Genomic DNA, 13,902 nt, shown 5'->3' on the forward strand with positions numbered 1-13,902 from the left:
GCGCGCTCAGCCGGGCCCGCCCGCCAGGTAGTCCTGCCTGACCTTCGACCGCGACAGCTTGCCGGTCGGCGTGCGCGGCAGCCGCTCGCGGTACTCGATCAGGCGAGGATGCTTGAACCTGGCCAGCCTCGGCCCGCAGTGCGCCAGCAGCTCCTCCGTCAGCGCACGACCGGGCTCGGCCGACTCCACCGGCTCCACCAGCGCCACCACGACGTGCCCCCACTCCTCGTCCGGCACGCCGATCACCGCGACGTCGGCGACCGAAGGGTGGTCGAGCAGGGCGGCCTCGACCTCGGCCGGGTAGATGTTCACCCCGCCCGAGACGATGAGATCGGTGCGCCTGTCGCACAGGAACAGGAAGCCGTCGGCGTCGAGGTAGCCGATGTCGCCGGGGGTGTACCACTCCCCTCGCATGCTGGAGGCGGTCTTGGCCGGGTCCTTGCGGTAGGCGAAGCCCAGCAGGCCGGACTTGAGGTAGATCAGGCCGGGCTCCCCCGCGGGCAGGTCCTCGCCCCGTTCGTCGAGGATGCGGGCCTCGAACGTCGGGGCCGCCCTTCCCACGGTGCCCGGCCTGGCCAGCCAGTCGTGCGGCTTGACGGCGAACGCGATCGCCGACTCGGTCGAGCCGTAGTACTCGTACAGGACCGGGCCCCACCAGTCCATGACGGCCTGCTTCACCGCCACCGGGCAGGCGGCTCCGGTGTGCACCACCTTGGTCAGGCTGGAGACGTCGTAGCGTGCGCGTGCCTCGGCGGGCAGTTGGAGCATGCGGTGCAGCATCGTCGGGACCATCATCGCGTTGTCCACCCGGTGCTCCTCGATCAGCGCGAGGACGCGTTCGGGCTCGAAGCGCGGCGTGAGCACCAGCGTGTTGCCCAGGTGCAGGGCGAACTGCGCGTGGGCGCACGGCGCCGAGTGGTACATCGGCGAGGTGACCAGGTGCGTCTCGGGACCGGGGCGCAGGTCGCACACCTCGCCCAGGAACCACAGGTACAACGGCACGATCGACTCCGGCTCGGCGTTCGCCAGCGGTCGCTGCACGCCCTTGGGGAAGCCGGTCGTGCCGGAGGTGTACCACATGACCGCGCCCGCCGTGCGCTCGGCGGGAGCCGTGCCCGGCCTGCCCTGGGCCAGTGGGGCCGCGCCGACGAGCACGGGGGCCAGGCCCCTCGACGCGGCGATGGCGCGCTCGGCGTGCTCGGGACCGGCCACCACGATCCCGGCGTCGCAGTCGGCGACGATGTAGGCGATCTCCGGCTCGGTCAGATGCCAGTTGACCGGCACGTAGTACAGGCCGATCTGCCCGGTCGCCATCATCATGACGAGCGCGTCGCGGCCGTTGGACAGCACGCCCGCGACCACGTCGCCGGGCCCGAGCCCTTCGGCGCGCAGCCCGTGCGAGACCTGGTTGACCAGCGTGAGCAGCTCGCCGTAGCTGGTACGGGAGCCGTCGGCGTCGACGATCGCGACGCGGGCCGGATCGGCGGCGGCCAGCCGGTAGAAGCCCTGGAGGTCGGCGGCGTCGTCCATCACAGCTCCAGCAGGGCGGCCAGGCGGGCCCGGTGGCGGCGGGGCGGGCCGAGCAGCACCTCGTCGGCCTTGGCCCGTTTGTAGTACAGGTGGGCGTCGTGCTCCCAGGTGAAGCCGATGCCGCCGTGCAGCAGCAGGTGGTCGCGCGTGACCTCGAAGCAGGCCCGGCCGACATAGGCCTGGGCCAGCGCCGAGGCGAGTGCGAGCTCCTGCGGCGCCTCGTCGGCCGCCCACGAGGCGTATCTCACGATCGACTCGGCCTGCTCCAGCGCGCAGTGCATGTCGGCCAGTTTGTGCTTGACGCCCTGGTAGGAGCCGATGAAGCGGCCGAACGCGACCCGGACCTTGCTGTAGGCCACGATCGCGTCGAGCGCGGCCCGCAGCACGCCGACCTGCTCGGCCGCGAGCGCCACGGCGTACAGGTCGTCCACCCTGTCGCCGACCGTGCCCACCCTGCGGGCGGCGACGCCGTCGAGGGTGAGGCGGGCCTGGCGGCGGGTGCGGTCGAGCGTGTCCAGCGGGGTGCGCGTGAGGCCGGGCGCGTCGCCGCGCACGGCGTGCAGCGTCTGGCCCGCCCGCAGCAGGATCAGGTCGGCCTCCATGCCGTTGAGCACGCCGGGCACATCGCCGGTGAGCAGGCCCGACCGCTCGGTGACGCCGGTGAGGGCGACGGTGGCGACCACCTGGCCGGACGCGATGCCGGGCAGCAGCTCCTCGCGTGCGGCCTCCTCGCCCGACTCGGCGAGTGCGATCGCGGCGAACACGGTGGCCAGCAGGGGGCCGGGCAGCAGGGCCGCGCCCGTCTCCTCAAGGGCGACGGCGAGATCGGCGTGACGCCCGCCGGCTCCGCCGTGCTTCTCGGCGACGATCAGGCCGGTGAGGCCGAGTTCGGCGGCGGCGCGGGTGTGCACGGCGCGGTCGTAGCCGTGCTCGCCCTCGATCGCCTCGCGCACGGCCGGGAGCGGCGAGGCGGAGGCGAGGAAGGAGCGCACGGCCGAGCGCAGTTCGCGCTGGTCCTGGTCGAGGACGAGTCTCACTCCTGGGTCCCCACCTTCAGGTCCTTGAAGGGCACGTTCTTGTCCACCCTCGGCTCGGGCGGCAGGTTCAGCACCCGGTCGCCGATGATGTTGCGCATGATCTCGTTGGTGCCGCCGCCGAGCGCGAGGGCGGGCGCCAGGGAGATGGCGTGGGCGAGCGTGCCCTCGCCCTGGCCGGTGACGGCCTCGGGACCGGCCAGCGAGGTGGCGAGGTCGGCCCTGAACAGCGTGAGCTCGGCCAGCAGCAGCTTGGCCGCACTGCCCCGCGCTCCCGGGAACAGCCCCGCCTTCGTCTCCTGCGCCAGGCGCTGGTTGAACAGCGACAGCGCGCGGGTGCGGATGTAGAGCTCGACCAGCGCGTCCCTGACGTACGGGTCGCCGGTGTCGGCGCTCTCGCGCAGCGCCTCGAACGAGGTCGGGTCGTCCTTCTGACCGCTCATGCCGACGCCGCTGGAGATCGACAGGCGTTCGTGCAGCAGGGTGGTGACGGCGGCGTTCCAGCCCTCGTCGACGCCGCCGACGCGGTGTTCGTCCGGGATGCGGACGTCGTCGAAGAAGATCTCGTTGAAGTGCGAGCGGCCCGTCATGTCCTTCAGCGGCCTGACCGTCACACCGGGCGCGCGCATGTCCACGACGAACATGGTCAGGCCCTTGTGCTTGGGCACGTTCACATCGGTCCTGGTCAGCAGCAGGCCCCAGTCGGCGTGCTGGGCGACCGAGGTCCATACCTTCTGCCCGGACACCACCCATTCGCCGCCGTCGCGCACCGCCCTGGTCTGCAGGCTGGCCACGTCGCTGCCCGCGCCCGGCTCCGAGAACAGCTGGCACCAGATCTCCTCGCCGCGCAGCAGCGGCCGGACGAACCTGGCCCGCTGCTCGTCGGTGCCGAGGTCGACCAGGGTGGGCCCGCACATGCCCAGACCGATCGAGAAGAGGTAGGTCGGCAGGGAGAAGTGACGCGCCTCCGCGGCGAAGGCCCGCTCCTCCGCCTGGGTCAGGCCCTGGCCGCCCCACTGCTTGGGCCAGGTGATCCCCGAGTACCCGCCGTCGTGCAGTGCGGCCATGAACGCCCTGGCGCGGGCGAGGGCGTCGGTGTCGGGGGGCGGGACGGGAGGGGCGTGCCCCACCAGCCAGTCCCTGGCGGCGCGCCGGTACTCGGCAAGATCCACATTCGCTCCTCGGCATCAGCGTGCACTTACTCTAATCAGCTGCCCCGGACACGTACAGAGCATTGCTCTGGATGGAGTTTTGTCCTCCTTTCGGGGTGAATCTCCGAAAAGTAGAGGGAACAACACCTAGTGTGATCATCTGATTACCGGGGGGATAGGTGTGATCACACGGTACGCGGGCTCTGTGCGGGTTCGCCTGTCTGTGCTGGCCAGCACGGTCATGGCCGTGCTGTGCCTCGCCGTGAACAGCCTTGTGCTCTACGCCGTGCACGACGCCGCGCTGAACGTGAAGACCAACGAGGTCGTCACCGAAGCCCTGCGCGTGGTCCACCTGGTCAAGCGCGGCGGGCTGCCCGCGGTGATCCAGACCGACATCGACGGGCTGCAGGTGCTCAATGTCGACGGCCAGCCCATCGCCTCCTCCCCCGGCCTGGTCGGCGAGCCGCCGATGAGCACGATCGTGCCCGCCGCCGACAACGCCAACCGCGACCAGGTGCAGTGCGACCTGCCCGCCTTCCCAGGCGAGTGCGAGATCGTCGTCGTCTTCCGCGTCTACCAGCCCGACGGCGACTGGATGGTCTACGCGGCCGACGAGATCGTGCCCTGGTACGTCCATCCGGGCGTGCTGGCCTTCCTCATCGGCATCTCGGTCGCACTCGTGGCGCTGACCTGGTTCGGAGTGTCACGAGTGGTCAGGCGTACGCTCGCTCCTGTGGACGCGATCCGCGGCAAGCTCGCCGAGATCACCGCGACCGACCTCGGCAAACGCGTGCCGGTCCCGCCCAACAGGGACGAGCTGCACGCCTTGGCGCAGACCGCGAACGCCACCCTCGACCGGCTGGAGGCGGCGGTCGAGCAGCAGCGCAGGTTCGCCTCCGACGCCTCCCACGACCTGCGCAGTCCGATCACCGCGATGCGCGCCCAGGTGGAGGAGGCGATGTTGCACCCGGACGAGACCGACTGGCCGCGGATGTCCGGCGCGATCCTCGACAGCCTCGACCGGCTGCAGGCCATCGTCGCCGACCTGCTCACCCTGGCCAGGCTGGACGCCGGGGGCGAGGGCAAGAGCGAGCCGATCGACCTCGGTGTGCTCGTCGCCGAGGAGATCGAGCGGCGCCAGCCGTACCGGCGGATCGTGCGTGAGCTGGAGTACGGCGTGGTGGTCGTGGGCGATCGGCTGCGGCTGGCCAGGCTGCTGACCAACCTGTTGGACAACGCCGAGCGCCATGCCGTCGACCTGGTCACGGTCTCCGTGCGCAGACAGGAGGGCGAGGCGGTGCTGGAGGTGCTCGACGACGGGGCCGGGATCACGGCGGACAAGTGGGAGGTCGTCTTCCAGCGCTTCACCCGCCTGGACGCCTCCCGCAACCGCGACGCCGGAGGCACGGGGCTCGGACTGCCGATCGCCCGCGAGATCGCCAACAGCCACGGCGGCAGCCTGTGCGTCGCCGAGAGCACGCGGGGCGCCAGGTTCGTGCTGCGACTGCCGACCCGCGGGAGCTGAGCCGATGTTCACCAAATGGTCGGTGCGCCGCCGCCTCACCACCCTCGCCGCCCTGGTCAGCATGCTGGTGTGCCTGTCGGGCATCCTGCTGCTCACGGTCGCCGGGCACGCGCTCACCCAGAAGTACGTCGTCGACCAGCTGGCCAGCGCCGCCAGGCGGGTCGCCTTCAACGTCGAACGCTTCGCCCCCGACATCAAACTGCAGACGCCCACCGAACAGGTCGACCTGCTCCAGGTGATCGACAACCGCGGCGACGTACGGCAGGCGAGCAAGGACCTGCTGGGCTATCCCGCGCTCACGTTCGCCCAGCCGTCGGGCGACGACGGCCGGGTGGACGGGCAGTCGTGCGGGGTCTACGACGACGGCTGCCTGCTCATGGTCGGCTTCCGCGTGCACGTGCAGGCCGACAACAGCTACTGGATGTCCTACGCCTACGCGCCCACGGTGCCCTGGTACATCCATCCGCTGTACGCCGCCGGGATGCTCACGGGGGCCGCGCTGCTCATCGGGCTGACGTCCTGGCTGACCTACAAGATCGTCGGCAGGGCGATGGCGCCGGTCAAGACGATCAAGAACGAGCTCGTCGAGATCACCTCGACCGATCTCGGCAGGCGGGTGCCGCCCGCGCCGTACCTCGACGAGATCGGCGAGCTCACCGGCACCGTCAACGAGACGCTCGACCGGCTGGAGGCGATGGTCGAGCAGCAGCGCAGGTTCGCCTCCGACGCCTCCCACGACCTGCGCACACCGATCACCGCGATGCGGGCCCAGGTGGAGGAGGCGCTGCTCTATCCCGACGACGCCGACTGGCCCGAGACGGGCAGGGCGGTGCTGGCCAGCCTCGACCGGCTCCAGGCCCTGGTCACCGACCTGCTCACCCTGGCCAAGCTGGACGCGGGCGCGCCCGCCAAGGCCGATCCGGTCGACCTGGGCGAGATGGCGGCGGCCGAACTGGACGGCAGGACACGCGGCAAGCAGGTGATACGCGACCTGCGGCCCGGCGTCGTGATCACCGGCGACCGGCTGCGGCTCGGCCGCCTGTTCACCAACCTGGTCGACAACGCCGAACGGCACGCGGTCGCCGCCATCCGGGTCACCGTGACCGAGCAGGACGGCTGGGCCGTGCTGGAGGTGGTCGACGACGGGGCCGGGATCGCCAAGGATCAGCGCGAACTCGTCTTCCAGAGGTTCATCAGGCTGGACGCCTCCCGCAGCCGCGACGCGGGCGGCACCGGGCTGGGACTGCCGATCGCGCGCGAAATCGCCCAGTCGCACGGCGGTTCGCTCAAGATCGAAGACTCGCCGCAAGGTGCCCGCTTTGTCCTTCGTCTTCCACTTCGCAGGGGTGACGCCGCACACTAAGGTGTGCCCTCGTGACACGGGCCTACAGCCGCATGCGGCGCGAGGATCTGCTCAGCGCGGCCTGCGAGGTGATCGCGGCCCGCGGGTTCGGACATACCCGAACACTCGACATCGCCAGGGCCGCGGGCGTCAGCCAGGCGCTGCTGTTCTACCACTTCGAGACCAAGGACAAGCTGATGGCCGCGGCGCTCGGCTACGCCGTCCGCTGCGACCTCGACCGGCTGAGCGCGCTCGAACGCTCCGGCGGCACCCCGCTCGAACGCCTGCGCGACCTGCTCAAGCTCTACCTGCCCGCCGGGTCGGCCACCTCCTGGCGGCTCTGGATCGACGCCTGGGCCGAGTCGATGCGCAATCCCGAGCTCGAACAGACCTCCCGCCGCCTCGACCTGCGCTGGAAGCAGGCCTTCCGCGCCATCGTCGAGGACGGCGTGGCGTGCGGCCAGTTCAGCTGCGCCGATCCCGAGGCCACCACCTGGCGGGTGCTGTCGCTCTACGACGGGCTCGCCGTCCAGGTCACCGTGCACCGCAAGGCGCTGTCGCGGCGCCGGGTGCACGACCTGGTCAGAACGGCCGCCGCCGCCGAGCTGGGCGTCGAGGCGGCCGATCTCTGACCCGCGCTCCTCGACCACGCAGCGTCACCGCACGCGACCTGTGCGTGCAATCGCCGTACAAGGCTATTGGATGCTTCATACAATTGCGGCGAGGAGAGGAGTGCACGCGATGTCAGCCGCACCGAGCTCTACCGCAGCCAGGGAGGGCGACGAGAGCGTCGCCGCACGGCGGGCCTACGAGGCGGTCATCGAGCGCCTGTCGAAGGCCTCGGTCGACAAGCACTGGGAGCCGTACGTCGACATCCCCTGGGACGATCCCGACTACCTCATCGACCGCGGCGATCCGCGCTGGGAGCTGCCGCCGATCGATCGCCTGTCCCAGCATCCGTGGTATCTCAGCCGCTCTCCCGCACTGCGGGCGGAGATCGGCCTGTGGCGGATCACGACCGCGATGAAGATCGGCCTGCAGTTCGAGAACCTTCTCAAGCGCGGCCTGCTCAACTATGCATACCGGCTGCCCAACGGCTCGCCCGAGTTCCGCTACGCCTACCACGAGACGATCGAGGAGGGGCAGCACGGGCTGATGTTCCAGGAGTTCGTCAATCGCACGAAACTCCCGGTGCGCGGCATGCCGGGGCCGCTGTCGCTGCTGGCGCAGATCGTGCCGGTGACGCCGCTGATCTCGACGGAGCTGTTCTTCGTGTTCGTGCTCGGCGGCGAGGACCCGATCGACCACGTGCAGCGCCGCACGCTCAGGAACGCGGCCGGACGGCATCCGCTGGAGCAGATGATCATGCGTATCCATGTCGCCGAGGAGGCCAGGCACATCTCCTTCGCCCGGCACTACCTCAGGCGCAGGGTGCCGATGATGCCGGCGCACCGGCGCTTCCTGCTCGGACTGGTCTCGCCGCTCGTGCTCGGGGTGATGGCCAGGATCATGCTCTCGCCGCCCGGGGCGATGATCAGGCGTTACGGGATTCCCCGGAAGGTGGTGGAGGAGATCTACACCGGGAGCCGGGCCGCCAAGCAGGACATCTGCGACTCCATCACCAAGACGCGTGAGCTGTGCGGGGAGATCGGGCTGATCAATCCGGTGAGCAGGCGGCTGTGGCAGGCGATGGGGATCTGGGCGCCGCCCGCGTCACGGGAAAGCGGATCCCAGGTTTGATTTCCGGGTAAAACGGACAGATGTCTGGTATGAGTTCCAAGTCACGGCAGACGCGCGAACAGCACGAGCACAAGCACGAGAGCCAGACGCCCAGCACCGCCTCGCCCCGCTCCAAGGTACGCGGCGCCTCGGGCGCGAAGACGGAGTTCACGTCGTCCGGCGGCGCGACGTCCAAGCGCATCGCCAAGGACTCCCTGCCACTGCGCCGAGGCCAGCGCTCCCAGAGCGGCAGCAGGAACGGCTGAGGCGGCACCCGCATCACTCTGGACGTGCACCGAAGCAGTCCCCGCATGACTTTGCAGGTGAATCCGTAGATACCGGTCCCGAGGCTCTCCTGACCGCCGCCGTGCTGACGACGGCCCGCCCCGGGACCGGTGCTCGCACTCCGGCCTCCCTCAGCCGCCCTCCGCGCTGAGGACGCCCTCAGCCGGTCGCTCGAGAACATGCCCCCTGGCCTCTGCGTACCGCGCGCGGACGCCGGGAGCCGCCTGCGCCTCGTACACCTCGCTCTCGCCGCCCGCCCAGCGTGGAGGAAGCGGCCCGCCCGCCGTCAGCCATGCGGCCTGCGCGGCGGCCCCGTCGGCGACGTACTCCCCCTGCGGTGGCACCACCACCGGCCTGCCCAGTACGGCGGGCGCGACGGCCCGCACGGCACGCGACGCCGCTCCCCCGCCGACCAGCAGCACCCGCCCCTCCAGACCGGGCACGCACCCGGTCAGGGCGTCCAGCGCGTCGGCCAGGCCGCACAGCAGGCCCTCGACCGAAGCCCTGGCCAGGTGGGCGGGCGTCGAGGTGGCCAGGCGCAGGCCGTGCAGCGAGCCGGTAGCGTGCGGCAGGTTCGGCGTGCGCTCGCCCTCCAGGTACGGCACCAGCACCAGGCCACCCGCGCCGGACGGCGCCCGGAGCGCCAGCTCGTCCAGGCGGTCCAGCCCCACGTCCAGCATCGAGGCCGCAGCCTGCAGCACCCTGGCGGCGTTGAGCGTGCACACCAGCGGCAGGAACCGGCCCGTCGCGTCCGCGAAGCCCGCCACCTGCCCGGACGCGTCGGCGCTCGGGCCTTCGGCGACGGCGAACACCGTGCCCGACGTGCCGATCGACACGACCACGTCACCGGCGAGCGCGCCCACGCCGAGCGCCGCCGCCATGTTGTCGCCCGTGCCCGCCGCGATCGGCACGCCGCCGGGCACCTGGCCTCCGGCGGCCGTCAGCCCGGCCTGCCTCGTTGGCCCGAGCACCCTCGGCAGCACCGGCGTGCGCCCGAACGCCGTCCGCAGCAGGTCGAGCCGGTAGGCCCCTTCGGCGGGCGACCAGTACCCGGTGCCCGACGCGTCGCCCCGATCGGTCGTCAGCTCGCCGATCCCCGGCGCCCCGGTCAGTCGCCAGGTCAGCCAGTCGTGCGGCAGGCACACCGCCGCCGTGCGCGCGGCATGGCCGGGCTCGTGCTCGGCCAGCCATCTGAGCTTGGTCACCGTGAACGACGCCGTCGGCACACTACCCACCGCCTGCGCCCACGCCCGCGGCCCGCCGAGCTCGGTCAGCAGGGCTTCCGAGGCGCGTGCCGAGCGCGTGTCGTTCCACAGCAGCGCCGGTCTGACCACCTCGCCGTCCTCGTCCAGGCACACCAGGCCGTGCTGCTGGGCGGCCACACCGATCGCCGCGACGTCGTCGAGGCCGCCCGCCGCCTCGATCGCCTCGCCGAGCGCCGTCCACCAGTGCTCGGGGTGCACCTCGGTGCCCGGCGGGTGTGCGGCGCGGCCGTGCCGTACCAGGGTTCCGGTTGCGGCGTCGCGGATGACGACCTTGCAGCTCTGGGTGGAGGAGTCGATACCGGCGACGAGTGTCATCGCCGTACGCCGAGCAGGTGTTCGACGGCGAGCTGGCTCAGCCTGGTGGCGTGCAGGCCCCTGGCGGCGGCGGTTTCGGCGTCGAAGGTGTCGGCGGCCAGGTCGGCCAGGCTCTCGCCCGGAGCCAGTGTCGGCACGGCCAGTTCCGCCACGCGGGAGTCGGCCAGCGCCTGCCGCACCTCGGGGTCGGCGCGGAAGGCCGCGGCGCGCTCGCGCAGGATGAGGTACGTGCGCATGTTGGCCTCGGCCGATGCCCAGACGTCGGCGGCGTCCTCGGTGCGCGAGGGCTTGTAGTCGAAGTGCCTCGGGCCCTCGTAGCCGCCATTCTCCAGCAGGTCGACCAGGAAGAAGGCGCTCTTGACGTCACCGTGGCCGAAGATCAGGTCCTGGTCGAACCTGGGGCCGTGCTGGCCGTTCAGGTCGATGTGGAAGAGCTTGCCGTGCCACAGGGCCTGGGCGACGCCGTGGACGAAGTTCAGCCCGGCCATCTGCTCGTGGCCGACCTCGGGGTTCAGCCCGACCAGGTCCGGGCGCTCCAACTCGTCGATGAACGCCAGGGCGTGGCCGATCGTCGGCAGCAGGATGTCGCCGCGCGGCTCGTTGGGCTTGGGCTCGATGGCGAACCGTATGGCGTAGCCGCGCTCGACGACATAGCCGGTGAGCAGGTCGAGCGCCTCCTTGTACCTGGACAGGGCCGAGCGCACGTCCTTGGCGGCGTCGGACTCGGCGCCCTCCCTGCCGCCCCAGCACACGTACGTGCTCGCGCCGAGCTCGGCGGCCAGGTCGAGGTTGCGCATCACCTTGCGCAGGGCGTGGCGTCTGACGTCCCTGTCGTTGCTGGTGAACGCGCCGTCCTTGAACACCGGGTGGGTGAACAGGTTCGTCGTGGCCATCGGCACCTTGAGCCCGGTCTCGGCCAGGACCCCGGCGAACGCGGCCACGGCCTTGTCCCGGTCCGGCTCGACGGCCAGCAGGTCGTCGTCGTGGAAGCTGACGCCGTACGCGCCGAGCTCGGCCAGCCTGCGGACGGAGGTCACCGGGTCGAGCGGCGCACGGGTAGCGTCTCCGAACGGATCACGGGCCTGCCAGCCCACGGTCCAGAGGCCGAAGGTGAAGCGGTCGGCGGGCGTGGGGTCGTACATGGAGGCGCTCCCGATTTAGTCTACGTTGTGGATTAAATACTGCGACCGCGTGAGGAGGAGGTCAAGAGGTGCCGTCAGCCATTCGTCACGACGCCATGCGCGCCCGCAACATGGCGCTCGTGCTCGGCCAGGTCCACCGCGCCGGTCCCGCGACCCGCGCCGAACTCGCCGAGGCCACCGGCCTGACCAAGACCACCGTCTCCAAGCTCGTCGGCGACCTGATCGCCGCGGGCGTCGCCAGGGAGACGGGCACGGTACGCGACGGCGAACGCGGCAGGCCCGGCGTCGCCGTCGCCCTCAGCGGGGCCAGGGTCGCCGCGCTGGGCATGGAGATCGACGTCGCCCGCGTGTCGGTGTGCGTCGTCGACCTGACGGGCGAGGTACGGCTGCGCCTGGCCGGCGACGTGGACGGCCGGGCCGAAGGCCCCGTGCGCACGGTCGCCGCGTTGCGCGCGCTGGCCGTCGAGGCGCTGGAGGCCGCCGCTGCCGCCGGGCTCGGCGTGGCCGGGGCCGCGCTCGCCGTACCCGGTCCCGTCGATCCGGCCGACGGCCTGCTGCGCCGTGCGCCGAACCTCGGCTGGCCGCAGGTGCGTCCCGCCGAGCTGCTCGGCCTGCCGTTCGAGGTGGGCGTGGACAACGAGGCGAACCTGGCCGCGCTCGGGGAGCTGTGGTTCGGGTGCGGGCTGCGCGACTTTCTGTACGTGTCAGGGGAGATCGGCGTCGGGGCCGGCCTCGTGGTCGACGGAACGCTGTTCCGGGGCGTCGGCGGCTTCGCCGGTGAGCTCGGGCACGTCGTCGTCGAGCCGTCGGGCCCGGCCTGCCGTTGCGGGGGCCGGGGCTGCCTGGAGCGCTACGCCGGGCTGGAGTCGCTGGCCTCCGGCGGGGTCGCCCGGGCCGGTCGGGCGCTGGGCGTCGCGCTCGCCTCGGCCGTGCACCTGCTCGACCCGGGAGCCGTCGTACTGGGCGGCGGCTACGCGCCGCTGTACGACTCGCTCGGCCCGGCCGTGCGCGAGGAGCTCGGCCGCCGCCTCGGCGCGATGCGCGAGCACCTTCCCCCGGTCCTGGCCGGTACGGCGGGGCCGGACGCCGCGTCGCTGGGCGCGGCGGGCACGGTGCTGCAGCGGGTGATCGCCGATCCGTCCCGGTTGGCGAGGGGCTTGAGCGCGTGAAGGACCTGAACTTGTGAGAGGCGACGGCCCTATCGCACGCTCTTGATCCTCCAGACCAGGCCGCCGCCGAGCAGCACCAGCGCCGCCGACGTCAGGTAGAGCACCGGATACCCACCGGCCCCCGCCACGATCGGCCCGGCGATCGCGGGCCCGAGCACCTGCGGCCCGGTGTTGGCCACATTGATCACCCCGAGGTCCTTGGCCCGTCCTCCGGCCGCGGGCAACACCTGCGTGACCAGCGCGTTGTCCACCGACAGGTACACCCCGAACCCCACCCCCAGCACCGCCGACGCCACCAGCGCGACCGGCCACTGCGGCCAGAACGCCAGCAGCACGGCGGGAACCGCGCTGATCACGCCGGACGCCGTGACCAGGGACCGGCGGCGGCCCAGACGGTCGGACAGCACGCCCGCCGCCACCGTGGTCAGCACGACCGCCGCCGTGTAGAGGAGGATGAGGACCAGCAGCCGGGCCCCGGCCTCGGACTCGGCGAACCCGACCCGGTCGATGAGGAAGTACAGCAGGTACAGCGTCGCCACCGCATTGCCGAGCTGCATGAGGAACCTGGTGATCCAGGCCCAGAAGAAGTCCGGATGCGCCTTCGGACTGATCCAGAACGACCGCAGGAACGACCTCTCCCCCGACGGTCCGGGCGGCAGAGGCGGATCGGCCGTACGCCACACGAAGGGCAGTGCGCACAACGGCACGAGCACGGCGATCAGCAGGTACCCGGACGTGGTGGTCGTGGCCACCGCCGTCACCAGCACGACGCCCAGCACCACGCCCAGCGACTGCGGAACGCCGATCCACCCCGACACCTGGCCGCGCTGCCCCACCGGCACGTGGTCGGGCACGCCCGCCGTCAGGGCGGCCTGCATGGCGTTGAGCCCGGCCTGGGCCAGGCACCAGCCGAGCGCGATGGCCGCGATCGAGCTCTGGAACGCCAGGAACACCAGCGCCAGCGCACCCGCCGACGCCCCCGCGAGCGTCCAGGGATGACGCCTGCCGTACCTCGATCGGGTGCGGTCCGACAGGGCTCCGGCCAGCGGGTTGGCCAGCATGGCCGCCGCCGCGCCGAGGCCGGTCACCAGGGCGAGCGCGGCCTCCTTGTGCTGCGGCGCGACCGCCGCCACCTGCTGCGGGAGCAGCACCTGCAACGGGCCGAAGTAGGCCATCCAGAGGGCCAGATTGGCCAGCGAGATGCCCGCGATCCACCACGGTCCGACCTTGCGGACCGGTTCGGCCAATGCCGCACTGGAGACGCCGCTCATGAGGCCTCGCCGTTCGTCATGGGGGGCTGGGGTGGCTCGGATGCTACGCCGGGTACGGGAGTGATGCATGGGTTTCGCCCTGGTTCACGGCCTCGCTCCCCTGCTGGGGTACGGCGTCGCGCCGCCGAAGTGCGAGGTCATCGGCTCAAGCCCG

12 protein-coding genes are annotated in these 13,902 nt (G+C 71.7%); 6 read left to right on the forward strand and 6 right to left on the reverse strand.

Annotation, left to right across the window (positions count from 1 at the left end; all coding sequences use genetic code 11):
- Nucleotides 1–6: 6 nt before the first annotated feature.
- From ACTWNK_RS32335 to ACTWNK_RS32345, 3 genes are read right to left on the reverse strand one after another with little or no spacing between them, the layout of a single operon-like run.
- On the reverse strand, nucleotides 7–1,530 hold the full coding sequence (locus ACTWNK_RS32335) for an AMP-binding protein (RefSeq protein WP_474308700.1): 1,524 nt from the start codon (nucleotides 1,528–1,530) through the stop codon (nucleotides 7–9).
- Nucleotides 1,530–2,567 (reverse strand): acyl-CoA dehydrogenase family protein, encoded by a 1,038-nt coding sequence (locus ACTWNK_RS32340; protein ID WP_474308701.1) that lies wholly within the window; start codon nucleotides 2,565–2,567, stop codon nucleotides 1,530–1,532. Before ACTWNK_RS32340 ends, ACTWNK_RS32335 begins: the two co-directional genes overlap by 1 nt.
- Entirely contained in the window at nucleotides 2,564–3,736 is a 1,173-nt protein-coding gene (locus ACTWNK_RS32345) for an acyl-CoA dehydrogenase family protein (protein ID WP_474308702.1), read from the reverse strand. The genes ACTWNK_RS32340 and ACTWNK_RS32345 overlap by 4 nt, the downstream gene beginning before the upstream one ends.
- 184 nt (nucleotides 3,737–3,920) lie before the next feature.
- Here ACTWNK_RS32345 and ACTWNK_RS32350 point away from each other — a divergent pair, with 184 nt between their 5' ends.
- The 5 genes from ACTWNK_RS32350 (at nucleotide 3,921) to ACTWNK_RS32370 (ending at nucleotide 8,567) form a co-directional block, all read left to right on the forward strand.
- Complete coding sequence (locus ACTWNK_RS32350) at nucleotides 3,921–5,240, forward strand: sensor histidine kinase (protein WP_474308703.1); 1,320 nt, start codon at nucleotides 3,921–3,923, stop codon at nucleotides 5,238–5,240.
- A gap of 4 nt (nucleotides 5,241–5,244) precedes the next feature.
- Entirely contained in the window at nucleotides 5,245–6,603 is a 1,359-nt protein-coding gene (locus tag ACTWNK_RS32355; protein WP_474308704.1) for a HAMP domain-containing sensor histidine kinase, read from the forward strand.
- A gap of 11 nt (nucleotides 6,604–6,614) precedes the next feature.
- Nucleotides 6,615–7,214: a TetR/AcrR family transcriptional regulator gene (locus ACTWNK_RS32360; RefSeq protein ID WP_474308705.1), complete on the forward strand. Its 600-nt coding sequence runs from the start codon at nucleotides 6,615–6,617 to the stop codon at nucleotides 7,212–7,214.
- A 109-nt stretch (nucleotides 7,215–7,323) separates the two neighbouring features.
- Complete coding sequence (locus ACTWNK_RS32365; RefSeq protein WP_474308706.1) at nucleotides 7,324–8,322, forward strand: AurF N-oxygenase family protein; 999 nt, start codon at nucleotides 7,324–7,326, stop codon at nucleotides 8,320–8,322.
- A gap of 29 nt (nucleotides 8,323–8,351) precedes the next feature.
- Nucleotides 8,352–8,567 (forward strand): hypothetical protein, encoded by a 216-nt coding sequence (locus ACTWNK_RS32370; protein ID WP_474308707.1) that lies wholly within the window; start codon nucleotides 8,352–8,354, stop codon nucleotides 8,565–8,567.
- 150 nt (nucleotides 8,568–8,717) lie between these two features.
- Here the strand turns inward: ACTWNK_RS32370 and xylB are convergent, their stop codons facing one another.
- Together xylB and xylA are read right to left on the reverse strand one after the other, a co-directional pair.
- Entirely contained in the window at nucleotides 8,718–10,166 is a 1,449-nt protein-coding gene (xylB, locus tag ACTWNK_RS32375) for a xylulokinase (RefSeq protein WP_474308708.1), read from the reverse strand.
- Nucleotides 10,163–11,308 carry a xylose isomerase gene (gene xylA, locus ACTWNK_RS32380; RefSeq protein WP_474308709.1) on the reverse strand — a complete coding sequence of 382 codons (1,146 nt, stop codon included), beginning with the start codon at nucleotides 11,306–11,308 and terminating at the stop codon, nucleotides 10,163–10,165. Before xylA ends, xylB begins: the two co-directional genes overlap by 4 nt.
- Nucleotides 11,309–11,376: 68 nt before the next feature.
- On the opposite strand from xylA, the gene ACTWNK_RS32385 reads away from it, so the two are divergent.
- The gene (locus tag ACTWNK_RS32385; RefSeq protein ID WP_474308710.1) at nucleotides 11,377–12,477 is read left to right on the forward strand and encodes an ROK family transcriptional regulator; all 1,101 of its coding nucleotides are present in this window, start codon (nucleotides 11,377–11,379) and stop codon (nucleotides 12,475–12,477) included.
- A 29-nt stretch (nucleotides 12,478–12,506) separates the two neighbouring features.
- Here ACTWNK_RS32385 and ACTWNK_RS32390 read toward each other — a convergent pair whose 3' ends face one another.
- Nucleotides 12,507–13,748 (reverse strand): MFS transporter, encoded by a 1,242-nt coding sequence (locus ACTWNK_RS32390; protein WP_474308711.1) that lies wholly within the window; start codon nucleotides 13,746–13,748, stop codon nucleotides 12,507–12,509.
- Nucleotides 13,749–13,902: the final 154 nt, after the last annotated feature.

The organism is Nonomuraea sp. IBHARD001, assembly GCF_056106265.1.